Annotated in this window: 18 protein-coding genes and 5 pseudogenes; 13 read left to right on the forward strand and 10 right to left on the reverse strand. The window is 68.8% G+C overall.

Going from position 1 to position 22,349, the window contains the following annotated elements; genetic code table 11:
• Positions 1–151: 151 nt before the first annotated feature.
• The 4 genes and pseudogenes from OG214_RS37515 to OG214_RS37530 all read left to right on the forward strand — a co-directional run.
• Positions 152–427 (forward strand): annotated as a pseudogene (locus tag OG214_RS37515) (transposase); the annotation flags it as partial.
• Positions 416–709: pseudogene (locus tag OG214_RS37520) on the forward strand (IS701 family transposase); the annotation flags it as partial. The pseudogenes OG214_RS37515 and OG214_RS37520, both read left to right, overlap by 12 nt.
• A gap of 146 nt (positions 710–855) precedes the next feature.
• Positions 856–1,314, forward strand: coding sequence for a hypothetical protein (locus OG214_RS37525; RefSeq protein ID WP_405987347.1), 459 nt, complete (start codon positions 856–858; stop codon positions 1,312–1,314).
• A 55-nt stretch (positions 1,315–1,369) separates the two neighbouring features.
• On the forward strand, positions 1,370–2,191 hold the full coding sequence (locus OG214_RS37530) for a S1 RNA-binding domain-containing protein (protein ID WP_405987348.1): 822 nt from the start codon (positions 1,370–1,372) through the stop codon (positions 2,189–2,191).
• On the opposite strand, the gene OG214_RS37535 is transcribed toward OG214_RS37530, so the two are convergent.
• From OG214_RS37535 to OG214_RS37545, 3 genes are all read right to left on the reverse strand, one after another.
• Positions 2,188–3,336 carry a hypothetical protein gene (locus OG214_RS37535; protein ID WP_405987349.1) on the reverse strand — a complete coding sequence of 383 codons (1,149 nt, stop codon included), beginning with the start codon at positions 3,334–3,336 and terminating at the stop codon, positions 2,188–2,190. The genes OG214_RS37530 and OG214_RS37535 overlap by 4 nt on opposite strands.
• Before the next feature lie 317 nt (positions 3,337–3,653).
• Positions 3,654–4,025, reverse strand: a complete 372-nt coding sequence (locus OG214_RS37540) for a hypothetical protein (protein ID WP_405987350.1) — start codon at positions 4,023–4,025, stop codon at positions 3,654–3,656.
• 39 nt (positions 4,026–4,064) lie between these two features.
• Complete coding sequence (locus OG214_RS37545; RefSeq protein ID WP_405987351.1) at positions 4,065–4,655, reverse strand: AAA family ATPase; 591 nt, start codon at positions 4,653–4,655, stop codon at positions 4,065–4,067.
• 38 nt (positions 4,656–4,693) lie between these two features.
• On the opposite strand from OG214_RS37545, the gene OG214_RS37550 reads away from it, so the two are divergent.
• A complete protein-coding gene (locus tag OG214_RS37550) occupies positions 4,694–5,161 on the forward strand; it encodes a hypothetical protein (protein WP_405987352.1) in 468 nt (155 codons plus the stop codon).
• A 511-nt stretch (positions 5,162–5,672) separates the two neighbouring features.
• Here the strand turns inward: OG214_RS37550 and OG214_RS37555 are convergent.
• A complete protein-coding gene (locus OG214_RS37555; protein ID WP_405987713.1) occupies positions 5,673–6,590 on the reverse strand; it encodes a cupin domain-containing protein in 918 nt (305 codons plus the stop codon).
• A 73-nt stretch (positions 6,591–6,663) separates the two neighbouring features.
• Positions 6,664–7,572: a zinc-binding dehydrogenase gene (locus OG214_RS37560; protein WP_405987353.1), complete on the reverse strand. Its 909-nt coding sequence runs from the start codon at positions 7,570–7,572 to the stop codon at positions 6,664–6,666.
• A 423-nt stretch (positions 7,573–7,995) separates the two neighbouring features.
• On the opposite strand from OG214_RS37560, the pseudogene OG214_RS37565 reads away from it, so the two are divergent.
• Both OG214_RS37565 and OG214_RS37570 read left to right on the forward strand, forming a co-directional pair.
• Positions 7,996–8,163: pseudogene (locus tag OG214_RS37565) on the forward strand (HAD family hydrolase); the annotation flags it as partial.
• A gap of 31 nt (positions 8,164–8,194) precedes the next feature.
• Positions 8,195–8,656: a hypothetical protein gene (locus tag OG214_RS37570; RefSeq protein WP_405987354.1), complete on the forward strand. Its 462-nt coding sequence runs from the start codon at positions 8,195–8,197 to the stop codon at positions 8,654–8,656.
• 442 nt (positions 8,657–9,098) lie between these two features.
• On the opposite strand, the gene OG214_RS37575 is transcribed toward OG214_RS37570, so the two are convergent.
• From OG214_RS37575 to OG214_RS37585, 3 genes are all read right to left on the reverse strand, one after another.
• Positions 9,099–9,488 carry a PPOX class F420-dependent oxidoreductase gene (locus OG214_RS37575; RefSeq protein ID WP_405987355.1) on the reverse strand — a complete coding sequence of 130 codons (390 nt, stop codon included), beginning with the start codon at positions 9,486–9,488 and terminating at the stop codon, positions 9,099–9,101.
• 649 nt (positions 9,489–10,137) lie between these two features.
• Positions 10,138–10,509: a toxin Doc gene (locus OG214_RS37580; protein WP_382853701.1), complete on the reverse strand. Its 372-nt coding sequence runs from the start codon at positions 10,507–10,509 to the stop codon at positions 10,138–10,140.
• Between the two features lie 2 nt (positions 10,510–10,511).
• Positions 10,512–10,760 carry a YlcI/YnfO family protein gene (locus OG214_RS37585; protein ID WP_363084254.1) on the reverse strand — a complete coding sequence of 83 codons (249 nt, stop codon included), beginning with the start codon at positions 10,758–10,760 and terminating at the stop codon, positions 10,512–10,514.
• Between the two features lie 99 nt (positions 10,761–10,859).
• On the opposite strand from OG214_RS37585, the pseudogene OG214_RS37590 reads away from it, so the two are divergent.
• Positions 10,860–11,243 (forward strand): annotated as a pseudogene (locus OG214_RS37590) (hypothetical protein); the annotation flags it as partial.
• A gap of 89 nt (positions 11,244–11,332) precedes the next feature.
• Positions 11,333–11,446: pseudogene (locus tag OG214_RS37595) on the forward strand (PRC-barrel domain containing protein); the annotation flags it as partial.
• Positions 11,447–11,727: 281 nt separating this feature from the next.
• Here the strand turns inward: OG214_RS37595 and OG214_RS37600 are convergent.
• Both OG214_RS37600 and OG214_RS37605 read right to left on the reverse strand, forming a co-directional pair.
• Positions 11,728–12,870, reverse strand: a complete 1,143-nt coding sequence (locus OG214_RS37600; RefSeq protein WP_405987356.1) for an FAD-dependent oxidoreductase — start codon at positions 12,868–12,870, stop codon at positions 11,728–11,730.
• 64 nt (positions 12,871–12,934) lie between these two features.
• A complete protein-coding gene (locus tag OG214_RS37605) occupies positions 12,935–13,624 on the reverse strand; it encodes a TetR/AcrR family transcriptional regulator (protein WP_405987357.1) in 690 nt (229 codons plus the stop codon).
• A 300-nt stretch (positions 13,625–13,924) separates the two neighbouring features.
• Between OG214_RS37605 and OG214_RS37610 the strand changes: the two genes are divergently transcribed.
• The 4 genes from OG214_RS37610 (at position 13,925) to OG214_RS37625 (ending at position 21,746) form a co-directional block, all read left to right on the forward strand.
• The gene (locus OG214_RS37610; protein WP_405987358.1) at positions 13,925–14,425 is read left to right on the forward strand and encodes an HD domain-containing protein; all 501 of its coding nucleotides are present in this window, start codon (positions 13,925–13,927) and stop codon (positions 14,423–14,425) included.
• A gap of 800 nt (positions 14,426–15,225) precedes the next feature.
• Positions 15,226–15,546, forward strand: coding sequence for a trypco2 family protein (locus OG214_RS37615; protein WP_363084878.1), 321 nt, complete (start codon positions 15,226–15,228; stop codon positions 15,544–15,546).
• A gap of 33 nt (positions 15,547–15,579) precedes the next feature.
• Positions 15,580–17,895: a trypsin-like peptidase domain-containing protein gene (locus OG214_RS37620; RefSeq protein WP_405987359.1), complete on the forward strand. Its 2,316-nt coding sequence runs from the start codon at positions 15,580–15,582 to the stop codon at positions 17,893–17,895.
• Entirely contained in the window at positions 17,892–21,746 is a 3,855-nt protein-coding gene (locus OG214_RS37625) for a CHAT domain-containing protein (RefSeq protein ID WP_405987360.1), read from the forward strand. The genes OG214_RS37620 and OG214_RS37625 overlap by 4 nt, the downstream gene beginning before the upstream one ends.
• The last annotated feature ends 603 nt before the right edge of the window (positions 21,747–22,349 follow it).

A 22,349-nucleotide genomic window follows, 5' to 3' on the forward strand; every position in this document is an offset into this window, starting at 1 on the left:
GCCCACGAAGATCACCGGGCACAAGACTTACGACTCAACTCATTCTGAAACGATCAGTAAGGCCGTGTCCTATGTGGTGAGTTTGATGAGTCGTTTGTAGCAGCAGAGGGTGGCGGCGGGGCCGAGGAAGGCGGCTTGGGTTGTCCAAACCATGGGGGCTTCACCGTGGATCGTGTCGGATGACATGTGGGAGCGGATCGAGCCGCTGTTGCCGAAGAGGGAGCGACGGTTCAGGTACCCGGGCTGCAGGCCGATACCGGACCGGCAGGTGCTGCGCGGGATCCTCTTCGTGCTGCACACCGGCATCCAATGGGAACATTTGCCCCAGGAGCTCGGTTTCGGCTCGGGCATGACCTGCTGCAGACGGCTGCGGGACTGGAACGAGGCAGGTGTCCGGCACCGGCTGCACGAGGTGCTGCCGGCCGAGTGGCCCGCCACCGAGCCGGGGCCGGTCCAGTTCTGGCTCTCCAATCTGCCCGACGACACCCCGCTCACCACGCTCGTGCGGCCGGCCAAGCTCCGTCGGCGGATCGAGCACCACTACCGTGAGATGAAACAGGCCCTAGCCCACTTCGAGGGCCGCACTGGGAACGGCTGGCACCACCACGTCACCCTCGTCTCCGCAGCCCACGCCTTCTGCACAGTCCAGCGGCTGGTCCTGGCCCCCAAAGAAACGGCGCCAGCCCGACCCTCTACCAGGTCGTCCACGACATGCAGTTCCTCCTCGCCATCTGGACCGGCGCCTGCCCCACCTGTCACCGCGACATACCCACGGCGAGATCAACCTGACCAGCCCTACTAGGCTCCGGCCATGCTGCCCCAGTGTACCCGTCAGCGGAATCGACAACTGAGCAGTTGTCGATCATCGACACCTTGAGCGCGCTGCCCTTCCCTGGGGAAGAAGGAAGGCCGGGAACGGGCAGGAGCTGGAGCGGGCCTGGGTTCCACCTGGTCATACTCCGAGAGAGCCCGGACTTCTGGGAGGATCGAAGCACTGAGGCTGTCGAGGCTGCGGAACGAGAGCTGGAAGCCGGCGTCGCAGCTCTGACTGACATCCTCGCGGGACGCTGGGGTGCTCCGGAGGCGGTTGATCTGGGACCGTATCTCGGGTTCGACGACCTCGGCCCAGAGGTCGGGGCTCGCGAGCCGCTCGACTTCCTGTGTGGTGTTGCCAGCAGCGTGCAGGTGTGGCGCTTGCCGAACTCGGAGCGATGGATCGGCTTGGCCATTGGCCAGGCGGATCCGGAATGGCCGCTGCAAGTGCTGGCGGCCGTTGGTGAAGCGTCCTCGATCGTTCGGCGAACGACTGGTTGAACATCTTGAGGCCAGGGGAAGCGCGGCAGGTCGGCTCCGACTAGGCTCCCGCTTCGTGCCTGAGCCAGCCCGTGATCCTCGCCTGAAGTCCTTGATCAACCAGCTCCAGCCGGGCCCCGTGAGAAAAGTGAAGGTCATCGGGTTCGACGGGGTGGATGTCCTGGTGCAGCTCATGGACGCCGAAGGGGAGGAAGCTGAGATCGGTCGGATTCCTCTGTACGAGGCGTCGATGCGTCGGATGGATAATCCGTCCGAGCTGTTCGAGCTCGGGCAGGAGATCAGCGCCGAAGAGATCGGGCGCTGGCGTGAAGGTCAGCTTCACCTCTCCGCCAGGGCTTGTGAGATTCCGGCCTTGCGGTCATTTCTCCTCTCGATTGAACGAAGGCAGATCGTCACTGGGACGGTCTCGGAGGTTCATAACTTCGGGGTCTTTGTTCATCTCGACGGCGAACCGGACGGTCTGTGCACCGGCTTCATCCGAGTGCCGGACCTGACGTGGACTCGGATGAACCACCCCTCCGAAGTCGTCGCACCAGGACATCGGATCACCGCTGAGGTGATCATTGCCGAGACGCGCTCCGGGCAGGTCACGCTCTCGTTGAAGGCTCTGCGGGAAGATCCGCTCATTCGGTTTGCGGATCAGATCGGCCGGGTTCTCACCGGGCCGATCACCAAGATCATTCCCTTCGGTGTGTTCGTGCAACTCGCCCCAGGGGTTGAGGGGTTCCTTCACCTCTCGGAGTTGACCGACGAGCCAGGTGAGACCTCCGATCGACTTGTTGACGAAGGCGAGCTGATCACAGTGAGGGTCGCCGAGGTCGATCTTCAGCGTCACCGAGTGCGGCTGTGCGCTGCTGACGGAGAGGGCGGTTTCTAGTCGGAGGACCGGCTGGTACTGGAATCGATTTTCTTGATGAGGGTGTCGCCGTGCTGGAGTAGGAGTCCGCGTAGTGCTGTGAAGTGGTGGATCCGGCCTGGTCGGGCAAGTTTGGCCCAGGTGCTGCTGCGCTGGTCGAGCCACGTTCTGCGCAGTGTTTCGTGCTGTTCTTCCTCGATCGTGCGCGGCTCGAAGAGGGGCTCGCCGTGTGTGACCTGCGTCCAGATGAATGCGGATGCCTCTTGGCGCTTTCGGTCGTCCACGTTGGGCTGGATGTGGCCGGGGACGTGTGGTAGGCGGTCGGTGATCTCTTGCCAGGTGTCGGGGGTCAGAGCCCAGCGGTGGAGTGCCTCTCGGCGCCTGCGGTAGTTGATCGGGGCGGCGGCAGTGTCCAGGTCGCGGGCCAGGTTGCGCAGGGCCCTGGTGAAAGTCCGTCGACCCGTGGTCGTGGAGCCACCGGTGGAGCCCGGTTGTCGTGCTGTATTGGCCGCCTTTGGGGTCGATGCCGAGGAAGTCGGCCGCGTCACCCATGGTTCCGCCACCTCCCCACTGGACGAGGAGGACGGCCCCGAGCGGCACATGGGCTTGACGTAGAGGCCGAGCCCAAGCGGTGCCAAGTGCTTCTCGAACCAGTCCTGTTCCAGGAATGCGACAACGTGCTCAGGGCGGTAGCCGTCAATGCGGTCGGAGATTCTGAGCCCACGGGGGCTGACGCGTCGGTAGGAGCGGGTGCTCGGCGCGGCCGGCTCTCTCATCCTCTCCGAGCACGAGGACCTGTGCCGGTCGAGGACCTGGGTCCAGGGGGTTCTGCTGGGGCTTCCGTTCCCGGATCTCTCGCGTGCAAGGCCAGTTCTTCTTCGAGGTCGGGGGCGTCGAGCAGGGCGGAGGCGGCGGTCAGCAGCCAGGCCGCCGCAATCGGGGCCCTCGATGACCTGTCGCGTGTCGAGTGCCTCTTCCTCGTCGAGGTCCAGGACGTGTTCGGCGACTGCATCGTGGACGCTGGGGGCGATCATGTCCCTGCTGGCCGACCAGGTGGTACTCAGGAAGGAGGTGAGCACGCGCAGGTCGGTGAAGCGGGAGGAGGATTCCTCGGCGGACCGGTCGGGGCTGATGAGGTCGAGTAGTTGTCGCTGGGCTTTGAGCATGCTGGCGATGGGGTGAGGTTGTCCGGCGTGGTCGGACTGGTCCAGGCGGGCTCCGCAGGGGCGGGCTCTGCGGCTTTTGCGCAAGGCTGTGTTCGAGCTCTCGGCAGGGACCGGGAATCGGCACTGGGCTGGGTGAAGGGTGCTGTCCGCTGCTTGGGCGATCAAGTGGGGAAGCGTTCGTCGGAGGTTGTGCGGCTGCGGGCAGTCATGCTGGGGGAAGACCTGGTGGGTGGGCCGGCCGCAGCAGATAGCCGCCGAGGGACTCCTCAGGCAGGGGATCCAGGCTCCGCCCCAGAGGCCGGGCGAGCTAGGGATGCTCAGCCATCGGCGGCCTGCTGTTTGCCGTGGTCGTCGAAGACCGTGTTGCGTCGCCGCCTGAGCTTCTTCGGCGGCTGAACGTTCTGGGGGATCTCGGGAACCTCGCCAGCCTCGGGGTCGAGGTCGGCAAGGTTGCCCAGGCGGATGGAGGTCCGGGCCAGCAGTTCCGAAGTCAGCCTCTCCTTACGGCTGGTGATTGCCTCGGCGCAGCCGTCCTCGATCAGCCGCCGCAGCAGGCCCACGATGCCGTGTGTGCGCCGGAACAGGTACCCGGGCATCTCGCCCGTGGCGAGCATCCCGTCGAAGGAGCGGAATAGCCGCAGTTGGTCCTCAATCCCGGCAAGGTGGTCCAGGAAGTCGGCGATCCCCATCGGGGTGGTGTAGTCGAACGGGTCGAAGCGCCGCTCGGTCTAGGTGGAGGCCGCCTCGTTGTGGCTCTTGCCGCGTTTGACGTCGGGGAAAATCCACTGCTTGGTGCGCGAGTCGATGTAAGCGCCGCGCAGGAGTCCCGAATGCGTGAAGTCGACGCCGATCAGCACCAGCGTCATGTTCTGGCCCATCAGCTCGCGGATCAGGTCCAGAGTGTCCTCGTCGTCGCCGCAGTGGAGCCGGAGCCTGTTCACATCCTCGATGAGCAAGGCGGTGGTGTTGTGGTCCCTGACGGCGTCTCGGACCGAGTGGATGAGGTCGTCCAGGTTCTTGGGGTGGGGGTCGCCGTAGATGTCCAGGATGGTTTTGCACAATGCCTTCGAGGTCGCTCGCACCGGTAGTCGGCAGTAGGCGACCGGGACGAAAACATCACGAGTTCCATGGAGTTGGAGCTGGTCCGGGAGGACCTGCCGGTGGACAATGCGCCGCAGGTCCTCGAAGATCGCCGCGGCAGAGCACGCGGTCTCGGTCTTGCCCTGGAAGCCGCCACCGTTGACCATCAGGCCGTCGCGGGTGCCGGGCATGAACTTCACCCCGGTGTTCTCCAGACGCCCGCGCGGTGATCCGCACATGGGGCTCCGAAGATCCTGGCACCAGTACACGGGCCGCGGTGCTCGTCGAGTTACGTCTCCACCACAGCGATAACGCAGAAGCCCGCGACTTCATGGTCACCCGCCTGTCCCGTGACCCCAGTACGACTCTGCGTCGCGTGCTGCTGCTGCTGCAAAGGCTTGTCCACATCGGCCAGAACGACACAGCCCTGCTGCGCGTTCTTCAGCGCAGCGCCATCGGAGACCGGGATGAACAGTGCCGCGCGGCGGCTCTTGAGAGCTTGAGCCGGCAGTGGAAGCACAACGGGGACGTGCGCTCGTTCGTCGAAACACGGCCCGTCACCGGCCCCAACAACAATTCCCGTGCAGCCGCCCGTAACTGCCTCGCTCATTACTGGCCGACACAGCCCACACCCCACACGCGCGCAGCGGCCCTTCGCCGCCGCGTCCTGGAAGACGCGTCGCACGCCTGCTTCGACCATGCCTTGAACAGCTACAGCACTCACCCCACCGTGTCGTCCGGCTGACAGCCACCCACTTGCTGAGCACCTGCTGGGCCAACGATCCCCGCACCGTACCCGCCCTCACCGCGCAAGCCAGCAAAGAAGAAGACGCGGACGGCCGTGCCTACATCGAAAACGCCATCACCACGGCCGTTGCCTACGTACCCGTCTCCGAGCACTTGTTCTGAGCCGCGGACAGTCGAACTTCCCCTGCTCTTGCTCTTGCTGACAGCAGTTTCCCAGCCGCGACGGTCGCAGAGAACTGCCTGACTGTGGATGAACCCCCAAAGGAAGTGTCACGAGGCTTTCCTGTTGGGATGCCATTACATGCCAGTGCCCAGTCTCGCTAGACGCCAGTAGACCCAAGGCTGTTTGACCAAGGTCAGAGGCCTGTTAGGCAAGACCTGCCGATGGCATGGAAATGACATGTAGTCACTGGGACTCAAACGGCACTTCACACGGCGATGACGAGGCGCGTCGCACCCGCCCGGGCCGCACTCGGGCTCGGGCGTTGCCGGTGATCGCCCGCCTGCGATCACTCGCGAAACCGAGAACGGTACTCGCCCGGGGACATGCCCCGGGCACGTCGGAAGGCACGGCTGAAGGCGTGTGGAGAGCCGTATCCGACCGCACCGGATATCGACTCGACCGGCTCATCGGTATCACGGAGCCGGACTGACGCCAGGTCCATGCGCCACTGCTCCACGTACGCGCCCGGCGTCTGTCCGAGGGCGGACCGGAAATGCCTGGACAGCGTCGCCCGGGAGACACGCGTCGCGGCGGCCAGGGTCTCCGTGGTCCAGGGGTGTTCCGGCCGGGCGTGGACACACGCCAGGGCATCCCGCACGACCGGGTCACGCATCGCGCCCAGCCATGAGCCGGACCGCTCCTGCGGGTGGCGGGCCAGCCAGGCGCGTACGAACTGGACAAGCAGAAGGTCGACGATGCTGTTGACGGCGGCGGTAGCGCCGATCTGCGGCTGTGCGAGCTCCGCCGTGAGAAGTTCGACGGTCCTTCTGACCTGTGCGTTCTCCCAGGCTGCAACGTGCATCGGCCGGGCGAGGGAGGTGAGCACCGGTGTGCTCACCTCCGGGTCCAGCTCATAGTGCAGAGTGATCACTTCCGTCTGCGCCGGTGCCGAACCCAGTCGGAGGGCGCTTCCATCGGCAATTGCCTGAACCGCCGCCTTCTGGTCGCAGGTACCCATCGTCACGCCGGAGCCGCCGGCTATCCCGTGTGCGGTGCCCGGCGACAACAGGACGGCGTCTCCGGCCTGGACCTCCAGGGGTTTCCCGCCCGTGACATGGAGCCACATCGTGCCACGGGACACCACGTGCAGTGCCGCTCCTGGATACGAGTCCAGCCACTGGCCCCAGGTTCCTCCGGCCTTCAGCACGACCCCGACCGCCCCACGCGCACCCGAAACACGCAAGACCTCCGCCAGCACGTCCATGGGTCCATTCCCGTCCGCCGCCGCGAACCGCGCCCACCGGCGGGCGACGGCGCGTGTGTCCTCGTCCAGGGCCTCAGGCAACGTCAAGAACGATCTTTCCGTGCACCGTCCGGGCGAACAACGCCCGGACCGCGTCGTCCACATCTATCCAGTCGCCTCGCAGTCCCACCGGTACCGCAAGTCTCCCGGCGGCCACGAGGCCCAGCAGATCCGTCAGCTCCTCGCTGGGCGGCGTCATGTCACCGTAGGTCGCAATGGTGCGGGGTTCACCGAAGCCGAACAAGGCCCCCGAGGGGAACGTGATGTCCTGGCCCGAGGTGAAACCCACCAGGTGAACCGTGCCTCCCTCGGCGAGGGAACTCCACGCCCGGACTGACAACGGCCCGCCGACCGTGTCCAGGACGAGGTCGAACCGGTCCTCGGTCTCCGCCAGATCGGTCAGGACCTCGTCGGCCCCGAGTTCACGAAGCCCGGCAGCCCGGCCCGGCGAACCGACGAGTGCCGTCACCCGCGCGCCCGCCAGCGCCGCCAGTTGGACGGCGAAGCGCCCCACACCCCCACCGGCCCCCGTGACCAGGACATTGCGCGCCAGCAGGGAACGCTTGCGCAGCACCCGCAGTGCGGTGACCCCGGCAACCCCCAGCCCGGCGGCGTCGGCCAGATCCACGCCCTCGGGGACGGTGCCGAGCCAGGCAGGGCCGACCGCCACCCGCTCCGCCCACGCATAGGGAGCCATGCCCAGTGCGACACGCGCACCTTCCGGCGGCCCCGAGCCGTCGGACGCGGCGCGCACCACGACGCCGGCCGCGTCGTGACCGTGCACAGCGCCTGCCGCCCACTCGTGCACGTACCTCAGCTCACCGAAATTCAGACCGATATGCCGTATCTCCACCAACGCCTCGCCGGCGGACGGCACGGGCTCGCCGACATCGGCGAACCGGACGGGTCCCGCCTCGCCGTGATCGACCACAAGGGCGCGCATAAGGTGTGCTTCCTTCTCTCGCGGATGCGCCTGAACATCCGGCGCGGCAACGGATCGAGTGCGCGAATCCCGCACTCCCGCCTCCTTGAAACCCTACGCACCGCCAGGACAGCGACCAGTCCCATGAGAATCAATCAGTTGACGATCTGTGTCAGCCCGCCGTGTCCACGGATCGCACACCGTGCCCGGCCGGACACCAGGATCCCGGAGACGGCTCCGAACGGCAGCAGGCCTGGCTCGCGGGCGCCGACGACGCCCCCAAGCGTGGCAACGGCGTCACCGGGCACCGTGCACGGTCTGCGTGACCACGGCGTCGAGCCCACCCTGGACAGCCCCGTTCACCGGGATGAACCGACGGCAGTACGGGAAGCTGATCACCGGCGGATCGTAGACGGGCGCACGCCCGCTGGCCACGATGCGGCCATGATCCGCGCGGTGGTCCTCTACTACATCGGTGAAACCCTCGTACGCGACGACCGCTACTGGGCCTCCTCGGCCGACGAGCTCGGCATGCCACCGAGCCACCGGTATACGGTCTTGGCTCTCGTCGGCGCGGTCGTCGCGCAAAGCAGGGACAACGGCGATGCCTTGTGAGGCGCCGGCTGCCATAGGGTCCAGCAGCATGAGCAGACAATGGGTGGGGCCCCTGCTGACCGGCCTGGTCGTGGTGCCGGTGGTGATGCTGGTCGCGGTACCGGTCGGGTATTTCGTGTTCATGTACGGGTGCGGGGAGGCGGAGGACCGGCTCACGGAGGCGATCGCGGGCGATCCGGTGCTGGACGCGCGACCGGCGGGAGCCGGGAAGGTGCAGCCTTACGACGGATGCGACGACGACGATCTGTTCGTCTACGCCGGTACGGACTACTCGTACCGCGCTCCCCGGCAGAGCGTCCTCGGCCACTACGAGGAGACAGCGCGGGCGAACGGCTGGCGGCCACGCGCCACGACCGAGGACGACACGGCGGCGGACTGCTTCATCAAACGGATCGACGGCACGACCGCCTACCTCACCGTGGACGGCCCGGACAACGGAAAAGTGCAGGTGTCGATCACCGCGGATCGCACCGGTTCGGAATGGTGCTGACGCGCCTACGGACCCGGCCTCCCGCTACTCCCGGCCTCCCAGGCCAGAGTGCGGCCTGTGCCGTTCGGCACGGAGGGCGCACACAGGCGACGGTCCCCGTGGCCGCGCGGTCGGCGCGAGAAGGAGAGTCTCCTGTCTACTGGCGCCCGCCAGTGGACAGCTACGTCGGTGGACAGGCCGAGCTTTCGGGAGAGGATCGCCGTCGGCACGTTCGTAGCCAACGCGAACAGCGCGGCGTCGCGGCCGTCTCCGAGCGGGACACCGATCTTGGCCAGGCGCTTGCGCATCCCGGACTCGCTCATGTACGGGCCTGGGTGGGGCGCTCGAAGAGGACCTCTCCCTCTTCGTCCGCGCCGGGGCCGGCACGGGGAGGGCTCCGTGAACGCGCGGTACGGGGTGGCAACGCCGCCCCGTACCAGCGGGCGGCGACAGTACCGCCCGATCAGTCGAGGGTGATCCGGATACCGACCGTCCCGTCCAGGCCCCGCCGCAAGCGGCTGCCCAGAAGCGTGAGTCTCCCGGGCACCCCGTACTTGCGGCCCAGGAGACCGCGGTAATACCGCGTCCGCTCCCCGTCAAGGATCTCCGCGTGTGCCGGGACCGACGCGCCCGAGGGATTGCCCCGAATGTCGCAGGCGGACACCAGGACGTCGCCGCGGTTGCAGATCCGCTTGACCTTGCCGGAGCCAGCGACCGTCCAGATACCGAGGGCATCACCGTCACGAATCACCCATACCGGCGTCGGGACCTCACTACCGTCCCGACGGAACGTGGTGACCAGGACATAAGTCCCCGACGCGAGACGTTCGAGATCCGCTTGACCATCCGTCATACCAGAAGGCTATGCCACGGACCGGCCGCCCGACCCATGAGTCCTCCCGCCCCGGGCCCGGCGAAGAACAGCGGTCCCGGTCGCCGCGGGGCCCGGCAGCAGCGCTGCCTACGGACCATGTCGAGCGGGACCAGCCCGTCGTCCGACGCGGTCACCTCAGCTCGCGCATCGCGGAACTCCGCCGCTCCACGGCCTCCGCGATATCCGGGTCAACCGGGACAGGGCACGGCCTGGCGGTGCGCTTCGAGGACGCGGCGGTAGCCATCCGGCGGGGTCCGGCGCGCACGGGCGCGGCCGGTACCGGGCGCCGACAGCTTGTTCGGGTACGGGTACGGCGCCGGGCCGGAGAGTCCGCAGGACGCACGACCGTTCGGCCCGCCGCAGTGTTGGCGGCCTCGATGACACGGGTCTGCTCCAGGCGCGCTTTCGTCGCCCAGACCGACGACTCCGGGCACGGGCACACGGTGAGTCAGCCGGAGTCCGGGTCGAAGCCGACGATGACAACGTGCCCAGCCAGCTCAGGGGCGATGGCCTCCCACTGCTCCCGCAGCGTGGCGCCGGCGGTAGGGAGCTCCACAGCGGCGTTCGCCGACGGGCCCGTACGAAAACGGGTCGGCAAGTCCGTCCGGATGGCGTGAACGGTTCTGGTTCAGATACGCCACGTGCGGATGCGGTCGGCCGCGTCGTAGGCATCGGTGTGTCCGGTGTCGATATCGCGAGCGAGGTCGACCAGCGCGCCGTACGGGGCGTCGATGCCTTCGCCCGCGGCGTTCATGTACGCCACGGCGATGCCGGCGCCGAACAGCGCGTTGCGGGCCGGGAGCGGGCGCAGCCGGATGATGGCGTGCATGAGGGCGGCGGCACGCCAGGCGTTGTCGACGGTGGCGCCGATCCTGGGGGTGTTGACGCGGTGCCGGCCCACGGCGGCCACGAGGTTGGAGAAATCGTGGACCGTGGGGTGTTTGGGCAGGACCTCCGCCTGGCGCTCGAGAAGCCAGCGGATGTCGATGTAGAGCTCCACGGTCAGGCGGCCCGTCCCGGCGCGTCGAGACGGGCTGGTGTGTCCTCGGGGAAGGCCGCGTCGAACGCGGCCGCGTGGTCGTTGACGAAGGCACGGAAGACCTCCGCGGCGCCTTCGAGACGGGGGTCGCGGACGGCGTCGTGCGCGGCCTGCGTGATCAGCGCGGTCACCGTCGTGCCCTCGGCCTCGGCACGCTCCTTCAGCAGCGCGTGCAGCTCGTCATCAACCCGGATCGTCACTGGCTTCGACATACCCACGACTGTACAGCAAGGCGTACAGCACAAGGGGAGTGAATCCCGCCGGAACGCAGCGGGGCGCCGACGAAGGACCGCGGCGAGGCGCTCGTCATCTTCCGGGCACTCGTGGAGAACGTCGCCGGGTCCGGTCGCCCCCGGCTGCTCGCCTACCTGGAACTGCAGGCCGAGGCGGCTCGCAAGCCCTGGCCGGCAGCCATCCTCGACCCCATCGCGGCCTCCGACTTCGCGGGATTCGAGCTGACCCAGCGGGCGGCCGGACTGCTTGTCACTCCACAGCGGGCAGCCGTCGTCACCCTCGCCATGCTCGCCGCCATCCCACACCTCCTGGCCGGCGGCTCCGACACCCTGGCCGCCGCGGGCTTGGACGACCCTGATCAGTATGTTCGGGCCTTGCTGCACGCGGTGTACCCGGACGAACCGAAAGCGGCATCGGCCGGAACTCGTGGCGCGACCGCTCTGACTCGCGATGAGGGGTGAGGGATGACGGGTGAGGGATGAGTCTTCCCGCATGGCACCGGGAACACCGGATCCTCCGGATGCGCCTCGGCCAGGGGATGCCCCTGTCCGAGGCCAGCCGTATCGACACGAACGATCGGAAGATCTACGTGGACCGCACGAGGGAGCAGATCAAGGACGCTCCCGAGTTCGGCAGGGACAAGCACCTCGGCAACGCGGACTACGACGGGGAGCCGAGGCACGTACGAGGTCCTGTCCGGTGGATCTTCGTGGAGTGGATCTTCGTGGATCAGCCGTCCACGCCGATCACTCCGCGAAGAGGCGGGCCCGGTACCGCAGGGGCAGCGCCTGTGCGATGTCACGCAGCCGGATGTCGGTGGTAGCGGCTTCCGCCTGACGCACCAGCTCGCAGTTCATCGGGCCAGGCCGCCGTGCAAGCCGGTGGTTCTGCGGGGACCGACCGAGGCCGCGATCTTGTCGATATCGCGGGCGGCCCGTACCGAGATCACTGTGCTGCGAAGGAGGCGAACATGTCGATGAGCGGCTGGGGGGCCTGATCGTTGAAGAGCAGTTCCAGAGAGTCCGCCGAGTCGCGGGCGGTCTTCTCGCTCCGGGGGAAGAGGACGGCTTCGTAGGCGGCCAGGGCCGCCTCGACGTCGCCGGGGTGTGCGGCGATTGCGCGGCCCAGGTCCGCGCCGTCGATCATGGCGAGGTTGGCGCCTTCCCCGGCGAAGGGGGACATGAGGTGCGCGGCGTCGCCGAGCAGGGTGACGCCCGGGGTGCGCATCCAGTGGTGGCCGACGGGCAGTGCGTGGATCAGGCGGGGTACCAAGGCGCCGTCGGCGTCAGCGATCAGTCGCCGCAGGCTGGGCGCCCAGTCCGCGAAATGGGCGAGCACGGCGGCCTTGGACCCGTCCGTGTCGGTGAAGTCGATCGTCGACAGCCAGTCCTCGTCGGCGCGGAGCGCGGTGTAGATGTGGAGGCTGCCATCCGTTTCACGGTGGCCGAGCAGCCCCCGGTTCTCACCGAGTGCGAAGAACATGCCACCGCCCATGAGCTGGGCGCTCTCGGGGTGGCGGGTGTCGGCCGCGAAGAGGTCCATCTCGACGAAGGAGATGCCGGTGTAGGCGGGGCGTGTGTCGGAGAGCAGCGTACGAACGCGGGACCAGGCGCCGTCGGCACCGATCAGGAGGCCGGTGGTGAAGGTGGAGCCGTCGGCGAGTGTGACCTCGTGCCGTCCCGAGCCGAGCGGCCGGGCCCCGGTGGTCTTGGCACCCCAGCGGACGGTGCCGTCGGGCAGGGAGTCGAGCAGCAGGTCGCGCAGGTCGCTGCGGTCGATCTCGGGACGCGCGCCGTTGCCGTCGTCCGATATGTTCATCAGGACCTGGGCGTGCCGGTCGACGACGCGCAGGGCTTCGCCGCCGGTGTGAACCCTCCTGAGGAACTGTTCGTGCAGCCGGGCGGCGCGCAGGGCGTCCTGGCCGGTGTCCTCGTGGATGTCGAGCATGCCGCCCTGGACTCGGGCGTTACGGCCGGCCTCCAGCTCGAACACGGCCGCCTCGATGCCGTTCACGTGCAGGACGCGAGCGAGGGTGAGACCGCCGAGGCCGCCGCCGATGATCGCGATGGGGTGATGCGTGGTGCTCATGAAGGTTCCTCTGTTCTCATGCTCGGGAGTGCGGCCGGTCCGGGGTCGGCCGGGCCATCGGTGCTCACTCCACGATCGGTGTGGTCTTGACGCCGTTGACCACGGTGCGGAAGATCCAGGCCAGGCGCTGTGAGGGCGTGCCGGAGACCAGGTCGGCGCTGAGCGCGGAAATCCGCGGGTGGGTCGCGGGATTGACATCGCGCAGCGCGGCTACGAGGGCGTTGTGCTCGTCGGCGGCGTCGATGGCCTGGTCGCGGGTGGACTGTTCGGCGGCGGTGGCGGTTGCCACCTGGAGCAGCACGTCCACTCCCCAGGCCGCCTGTGCGTCGGGCACCTTGCCCTCGCGCAGCAGGGTGAGGATCGCCTCGACCAGAGCCAGGTAGTTCGGCCCCGAGGGGCGGGCCACCAGGGCGGAGTGAGCGAGGCTCGGGTGCTCGAACAGGATGAATGTGTAGGCGCCGAGCACCGTGACCAGGCGCTCGCACCAGTCGCCCCGGGCTGTGGCCGGCTTCAGGTCGACCGCGCCCAGCAGTTCCTCCAGGATCGCCGCGTGCAGTTCGGCGGTGTTCGCGACGTAGACGTACAGCGAGGCCGGACCGGTGTCGAGCTCCTGGGCAAGGCGTCGCATGGTGACGCGCTGCAGACCGTCGGCCCGCATCACCGCCACGGCGGTGTCGACGATGCCCTGGTAGGTGAGTGCGGGCTTGGCGGGCCGTTCACGGCGGCTGCGGGGTGCGGGGGTGCGGGAGGCCATATCGAGAGCTTAGCGAACATGTTCGCTACGAACAAGTTCGTCGCCAGAACCCCAAACAACCCCAGGCCCCAGACACCCGGTCAACATCGCCTCCACCTGGTGCTGTAACCGTGAGCGTTCGCCGGAGTGGGGCGGAGGTTCGGCCTGGCTATGCTGCGCCTCGGAAGTAGCGCTCGGCTGTGAGGGGTTTGCGGAATGCTGGTCGAGGTTGCGGGGGTGCGCGTACCCGTAGGACGGGCGGCGGAGGCGGCGCGAACGGTCTGTGCGGAATACGCTGATGACGCGCTGTACCACCACTCCGTGCGGTCCTACTTCTTCGGCGCGGCCTGGGCGGAGGCTCGTGGCCTCGACTTCGACCGCGAACTGTTCTTCGTCGCGGCAATGCTGCACGACTTGGCTCTCACCCCGCCCTTCGACAGTCACACGCTCGCTTTTGAAGAAGCCGGCGGACACCTGGCCCGCGTCTTCACAGCCGGTCTCGGCTGGCCGGCTGAGCGACGCGACAGGGCGGCTGAGCTGATCGTGCTCCACATGCGGGACGACATTGCGCCGGAAAGAGATTTGGAGAGCCGGCTGTTGCAGGTCGGGACCAGCGCGGATGTGTCCGGGACGGGCCTGGAGGCGTTCGACTCCTCCTTCACGGACACGCTTGTCGGGGCGTACCCCCGGCTGGGCTTCGCCCGCTCCTTTGTGCGCCTGTTCCAGGACGAGGCGGAACGTAAACCGGGCTGCGCGGCCTCGGAACTGGCAGCGGGAGGGTGGGCGGAACGGACCCTTTCCCATCCGCTCGATCAGGGCTGAAGCCGGACAACCGTGTTGCGAACGCGACACGCACGCTCTCCCACTGCGTGGGGTACTTCATCGACCGAATCTCGTTCGACGCCTTCGCGCGGGACCACTCCCTTGAGATCACACTTCACGAGGGAACCGCGAAGCCCGATGTCGTCATCTCACTCTCCGGCCTCCGCCACACCTCGGTCGCGAAGGGACCAGAGCTCTCCGGCTCCTTCGTCGACGGGATCTCCCTGAACCATCTGCTGACGAAGCCCCATCCCTGGCCTGCCGACGCCATCGGTCGCCTGCCTCGGTTCGGTGGGCTGTCTGAGCTCGCATGGCTGAGGAAGTCACCCTCGACCACACCCCGACGACCCCGAGACATTCACCCTGGACGTCACCGCCACCCGGCACTCCCACGCCCGGGACATCGCCTTCGTCGCCGCGCGCCTGCTGCTCGGCGCCGCCGCGACCGGGACCGGCGCGATCCTGCTCCGAGACCGGTCCACCGGGGCGCGGGCGGCGGGCTTGGGGTGGTCCCGGCCACCTGCCTGCTGGTCGCGTACGGGAGGTGAGTGGCGGGGGTGGTCGCTCGTCCCGGCGACCGCCCCCTGGGCCCGGCCACCGTCGACCGCGAGCGACCGCGCGTTCTCCCGCCGGGGCGGATCACGGCTGACGCCGCCCCGGCGGACGTTGCCGGATCCCGGCGGGGGACGAAAACGCACCGTCGGCCGTGCGCGGGCTGTCCGCTGGCGTTTCTGCCTCCCCCGCTCCGCTTCTCAGCAACTTCGCGTACAAAACGGGGCGTTGCTGACTACTCTCTTGCCATGACGCGTCACGAAGAGCAGTGGCTGGAGTTGTCCGAGGTCGTGCGGCAGGTGAGAGGTCAGCTGAATCAGGCCATGGCCGACGGCAAGGACGACGACATAAAGTTCGAACTCGGACCGGTCGAGCTGGAGTTCGAGGTCGCCGTCAGCAAGGAGCGCGGTGCCGACGGCGGGATCAAAGTAGGGGTGTTGTCGCTCGGCGCGAAGGGATCTCGTTCCACCGGGACGATGAACCGGATGAAGCTGACTCTCACACCGCAGGACCGGCGGGGTGGTCCGGCCCGGATCTCCGGGACGGAACGAACGCTGCCGCAGGGCTGATCCGGCCTCCGCTCACCGGACGCCGGATATGGCATGAAGACGGACAGAGTCGTCGAGGTCTGGGCAGGTCTCGGCAACGGGGACTGGATGTGCGGCTCCGGATATCTGGTGACCGCGCGGCTGGTACTCACCGCCGCCCATGTGATCGTCGCGGACTCCGACGGGCACAGGTCGTACCACACGCTCGCCACCAACCAGGTCATCCGCCTGCGTGCCGAGCACGCCGACACTCTGTACACCGGCCGAGTCGTCTGGCGCGGCCAGGGTGAGGACCTGGACGTCGCGCTGGTGGAGATCACCGATGAGGACTGGCCCAAGAAGGTGATGACACCGGTGCGTTGGGGGCGCACGACGTGTCAGACGACGCGTGTGGACTGCGCCGCCGCCGGTTTCCCGCAGGTGCTGCGGCTCCCGGACCGCCGGCGTGACCGGGAGCATCTGAGCGGCCGTATCAACCCGGCCGCAGGGGACAAGGCCGGGCAGTATCACATCCAGGTCGACAACGCCCCGAGCCGGCACATGGACGGTGAGTCGCCCTGGGCCGGAATGTCAGGTGCCGCGCTCTTCAGCAACGGTCTGCTGATCGGCGTCGTGATCATCGACCTCGACGGCTTCGACGGCCGCCGGCTGACCGCCGTCCGGATGACCGAGGTGTTCGCCGACACGGACTTCTTCAACCTGGTCATGGCCCATTGCGACACCCCGGACCGGCCGGGCCCGCCTTACCTGCCGGTGCTGGAGTCCGCTGAACTGGCCGCGCTCTTCAGCGGCCGGCGTACCCTCCAGCGCCCGCACTCGCCCGCCACTCTGCTGACGGCCCAGGTCGCCGCCGTGCGGTGGTTCCACGGCCGGGAGGGAAAGGTCGCCGACCTCCAGAACTGGCTGGCGTCCGACGAGCAGCCGCTGGAAGCCCGGCTCATCGTCGGCCCCGGCGGCTACGGCAAGACCCGTCTCGCACGAGAACTCGAACACCGGGCGCGCGAAGGAGGATGGGTCACCGGTATGGTCCAGGCCGAGCGGGCCGACAAGTTGCCCGCCGATCCGCTGGAGCGGCTGGACTCCTGCCGACTGCCGCTGCTGCTCATCGTCGACTACGCCGAGACCCGGCCCGATGTGGTGCGGCGCCTGCTCGAAGCCGTCGATCCCTACGAGGGTCCGAAGGTCAGACTGCTCATGCTCGCCCGGTCGCCCGGCAAGTGGTGGGAGAGTCTGTGGGGTTCGACCTGGCAGCTCCAGGAAGCCGTGGCCCTCGACGAGGTGGATGTGCTGGGACCCCTGCCGCAGGACGGTGAGCACCGGCTCGAAGCCTTTCACGAGGCCGCGGCGGATCTTTCCGTAGCGCTGCCGAAGGTGCGCGGCCTGCGCGAGGTGGACTGGGCCGGCCTGACCGGGCGGCTCCCGGTCCCCGATCTGAGCCGCCACCGTTACACCTCGATCATGCAGATCCATCTGGCCGCACTGGTCGCCCTGCTCCAGCAGGGGCCCACCCGGGTGTCCGCGCTCGGCGAAGGCGCCATGCCCGAGGACCTGCTGATCACCCATGAGATGCCGTACTGGCGCGCGAGTGCGAAGACCCACAAGGTGGAGCTGGGCGACGACAGCCTGGCCAACGCGGTCACCGTGGCCACCCTGATGGGCGCGGCCGACCGGAACCAGGCACTCGCGGCGCTCGCCCGCGTACGCGGACTCGACGGGCAGAGCGAAGGGCAACTGATGGACGTGGACCAGTGGCTGACCACGCTCTACCCGGCCCCCGGCACCGGACGCTGGGGCGCGCTGGAGCCGGACCGGCTGGGCGAGCACCTTGTCGCCACCCAGTTACGCGACTGGCCCGACCTGCTGACCGAGCCGCTGGCCGCCGCCACCCCCGCCCAGCTCCACCGGGCCTTCCACGTACTGGCCAGGGCGGGTGTGCATCATGCCTCAGCTCGTACCGCACTACGTCTCCAGATCGTCGAGCAACTGTCGCGCACCGGACCCACGGCCCTGGCGGTGGCGCTGGAGTCGGAGGCACCCGAGTTCCTGATCGAGGTGCTGGAGGAAGGGGTCGAAGGCGCGGCCGCCAGCCCGGAGATGCTCGCGGAACTCGCGGAGGCCTTTCCCGCCGCCGCGCCCGAACTGACCATACTGGCGGAGCGGGTCACCCGCCTGGAGCGAGCGGTGTACCAGCGCCTGCTGACCGCCGGTGTGGGTGACTATCTGGCGCGGCTCGCCCGGGCCACCAGACGGCACGCCGAGCACCTGCACGTACTCGGCCGCGCCAACGAGGCACTGGCCGCACAGTCCGAGGCCGTCGGCCTCTTCCGGGAACTGACCGGCGGAGCCCAGGGGAGAGAGACCCAGCCATGACCGCCTCCGACTACGAGTCCGAGTTCGCCGCCAGTCTGACCGAACAGGCCGCGTACCTCTGTTCACTGGGGCGCTTCGCGGACGCCCTGGAGCCATCCACCGAGGCGTGCGGAATCTACGGGCGCCTGGAAGAGACCGGGGAACAGCACGGTCGGGCCGAGGCCTTCACTCGCCACGTGATCATCCTCGCGCGGCTCAACAGGATGGACGAGGCGGGCTGGTGGGCACGCCGAGCCCGGAGGGAGTGGCACGGCCCGCGGTCGCCGGAGGGGCACCGCGCCCGCAACCGGATGCTCGTGGTGCGCACCCTGCATGTGATCTCCACACTCCAGATCCTGGCGGGTGAGGACCACCAGGCGGCGGAGACGGCCGAGGACGCGCTCGCGGTCGTCCCCGGGTCGCGGATCGGTGAGCGCGGTCCGAGCGAGCTGCGCCTTCAGGTACGGCTCCTCACCACCCGGGCGATGGCGCTGGCGGGAGCGGGACGACCGCGGCAGGCCGCCGAAGCCGCGGACGAGGCCCTCCGGAAGCTGGCGAACCTCGCGGAGGCGGCGGAACTGACCGGCGCTCTCCAAAGCCTCGCCCATCCCGGACAGGGACAGCGGCCCTCCCCGCGGCTGCTGCTCACCGGACTGGAGACCACCCTGTCCGAACTCGCCGGCATGCGGAGCGCCGGTGTCACGGCGGGCGACTCGGTCCAGTTGCACCGACGGCTCACACGGAATCAGCACGAAGCCGCCCGGCCGTCCCTGCTGACGGCGCTGGCCACGCGTTTCACACAGCTGAGCACGGAAGGACGGGACGCGGAGGCGGCGGACGCGCTGACCGAGGCGGTCTCGACAGCCCGCGCACTGCTCGACGACGGGGACCCCGGTTACGGCCGGCACGTCACCCGTGTCATGGACGACATCGGCAGGTTCCTGTGGAGCCGTCTCGATGAGGAGAGTCCCGGTGGGCTCGATCAGGTGGTCGATGTGATGAAGCTGGCCTTCGACGGCTCGGCCGGGGCCGGGGACGCCGGCCGGACGGAAGTCTTGATCAACCTGGGAAGCGCGCTCCTGACCCGGTACGAGCAGCGGGCGGAGAGCCGGGACCTGGACGAACTGATCGATCTGCTACGGGAATCGGGGCAGCCTTCGCGACGATCCGGGCTTCGGTGGGACCTCGCTCTGCTGGCCTCGCGAGCACTGACATACCGCTACGACCTGACGGGAGCCCAGGCCGATCTGGACGAGGCGATCGAGCACGGTCTCACCGCCATCGACACGACCGAGGCGGGCTCCGGCGCGGATCCCTCCGGAGGGCTGCGTGCGGGTGCCATGTCGGACCTCGGCACGATGCTGTTGCACCGGTACGCCACCGTCGGCACCCCGGAAGACCTGGAGGCCGCGCTCACACTGATCCGTCGCTCCTTGCACGCCCTCGGCAGCCGGCATCCGCACCGCGCGCGGTCCCTGGTGAACCTGGGCACCGTGCTGTACACCCGGTACGACCTCACCAGGGACCTGGGAGATCTCGACCAGGCGATCGACGCCACCCGCGAAGCGCTGACGGACGAAAGCGTGCGGATCCGTGCGCTGGAAGTGCTCGGTGCCGCGCTCGTCAGCCGGTACCAGGCATCGAGCAGCGGGCTCGATCTCGACGAAGCCGTCACCACACTCCGGCAGCTGGTCTCGGAACTCCCCGGGGCAGGCGAGGCAAGGGCCACGCACCTGGCCGACCTGGCGTTCATCCTGCGACTGCGCTACGACCGCACGGGGAATCCCGCCGACTTGAACGAGGCGCTGGCGGCAGGCAGGGAAGCCGTCGGGCTACTGCCCCCTCACAATCCTCACGCGACATCGGCACGGCTCCATCTGACCAGCATGCTGAGCGCCTTGTACTCCCGCTCCGGGGACCCGCGCCTGCTGGACGAAGCGGTTGCCCTGGCCGGGGAGAGTGTTTCCCAGGCCCCCGAAACCGCGCCGGACAGAGCCGAGGCCGTGGCCGACCTCGCCCGCGCGCTGGGCGCCAGATGGCGCGCGCTGGGCCGGAAAGAGGATCTGACCCGGGCCATCTCCTGCGCACGGCAGGCCGTGGAACACCTGCCGACGGGCCATACCACCCGCTCGGAACTCGTCGGTCTGCTCGCCGAACTCCTCCGACTCGGTGTGGAACACGACGCCGACCACGGAATGCTGGGTCAGTCGATGAGCCTCGCCTTCGAACACGGCTCACCGGAGATCACGCTCACCGACGTGATCGATGTCCTGCGCGGCGAAGCCACCACACCGGACGCGCTGCCTCTCGAACGGATCCGCGCGGCCGAACGTCTGGGGCGGCTGGCGATGTCAGCGGATCAGCCGAACGTGGCCCTCGAAGGCTACGACTTGGCGATCGACCTGCTGCCACTCGCTCTCGCCGCTCGCCGCGACCTGCCGACCTGGCGCGGTGGCACGGAACCGGGCGACATGGACGAGCTCGTCAACGACGCGGCCGCGGCCGCGATGGCCGCGGGACGACCGGAACAGGCGGCCGTCCTGCTGGAGCGGGGACGGGTGGCACTGCTCTCCCATTCGCCGGGTCCCGACCGGCTGCTGGAGCGGGTTCGGACTATCTCCCCCGAACTCGCCAGCAGGTACGAGGAGTTGAGTGACCGTATGGCCCAGGCCGAGGCGGCGGGCAGCGGGCGCAGGGCCCTCGCGGCGGAGTGGACGCAGCTCATCCGGAGCGTACGCACGCTACCGGGCCTGGCCTCCTTCCTGACCCCGCCCACGGTCCAGGGCCTCATGGCGCAGGCCGGGGACGGACCCCTGGTGATGGTCAATGTGAGCCGGTACCGGTCCGACGCCGTCATCGTCACCACCGATGGCGTGAGCGCCGTACCGCTGCCCGGCCTGCACCATGCGGAGCTGTCCCGTCAGCTGGAGCGCTTCCGCTCCGCGCTGGTGAACAGATACGCCCCCATGGAGGAACACCTCAAGGCGGAAGGGCCGCTGAACGACGTACTCCACTGGCTCTGGTCGACCGTGGCCGCACCGGTGCTCGACGCGCTCGGTCTGCGGGACCCACTCCCCGGCGCGCCCCTCCCGCGCCTGTGGTGGATCCCCACCGGGCTCCTCGGCCTGTTCCCCCTCCACGCCGCCCAGGACAAGAGTCTGACAAAGCCACCGTCCCCCGGCGCGTCGCCCCTGAGCGCGCTGGACTGCGTCTGTCCCTCCTACGCGGTCACCGTCGGCGCGCTCGCGACCGCCCGCGCCACACCGCACGCTCCCCCGTCCGCCCTCGTGGTCGCCCCGACCGGCAGCTCAAGGGTCGCGGACCTGCCTCACGCGCGGCGGGAGGCGGACGAGGTACGGGACCGCCTGCGCGCCGCGCGGCTGCTCGCCGGCACCGAGGCGACCACGACCGCGGTACTGTCCCGGCTGGCGGAGGCATCCGTACTGCATGTCGCGGCCCACGGGGTCATGAACCCGGGCTCCCTGCGCACCGGCGGGCTCGAACTGGCCGATGGTCTGCTCACCACCACCGCGCTGCGCCATGCCCAGCCCCCTGCCCCGCAGCTGGCGTTCCTCTCCGCCTGTCAGACCGTCCCCTACCCTCCGGCGGACACGGAGACCCCCTGGCAGGCGGTGAGCCTGGCCGCCGCCCTGCACCTGGGCGGTTACCGGCACACCGTGGGCACCCTCTGGGAGGTCGAGGACCGGATGCACGCCGACATGTCGGTGCTGTTCTACGAGGCGCTGGGCGCGTCAGGATCCGTCGACACGGACGACTCTCCCCGGGCCCTGCACCACGCCGTGCTACGCGTACGGGAACGCTACCCGCACGTCCCGTCCCTCTGGGCAGCACACATCCATGTGGGCCCCTGACCGCGGCGGGCTCGCGCGTCGGCGGGTCCGGGTTTCGGGACGGGGCCGGCGGGAGTCGGGGGCGTACGCGGCGCCCCCACTGCCACTGCCACTGCCACTGCCACCAGCGTTACGTCCTCCAGGCTGGTGGACGGTCCTGAACATGGTCGGGCTTCCGGCCGCCGCGGCGAAGGACGTGCGGAGACGGTCCGCCCTCCGCCCGTCTACGATCGTCGCAGGTGGCCGCGCGGGTAGGTGAAGTCACCGACGGCTACGGGCTGTTGTCGGCAGCAGTCCCCGCGGAAGAGTCGTTGACGGTGGCGACAGGTCCGATGCGAGACGAGACGACTCCATCGCCCCCGGCGCGAGCTACACCTACTCCTGGCAGGTGCCCGAGCGGGCCGGACCCGGTCCAAACGATCCCTCCTCCCTCCTCTGGCTCTACCACGACCACGCCGTGGACATGGGGGTCCCCGGTACTCAGGCGGGTCTGGTCGGCCCGCTGGTGATCACCCGGCGTGGGGCCGCCAGGGAGGAGGACGGACCGGCCGACGTGGACCACGAGTTCTTCACGTTCTTCACCCTCTTCAACGAGAACGACAGCCCCTATCTCCGCCGCGACCT

This window comes from Streptomyces sp. NBC_00872 (assembly GCF_045161915.1).
In the GTDB taxonomy this organism is placed as follows: Bacteria; Actinomycetota; Actinomycetes; order Streptomycetales; family Streptomycetaceae; genus Streptomyces.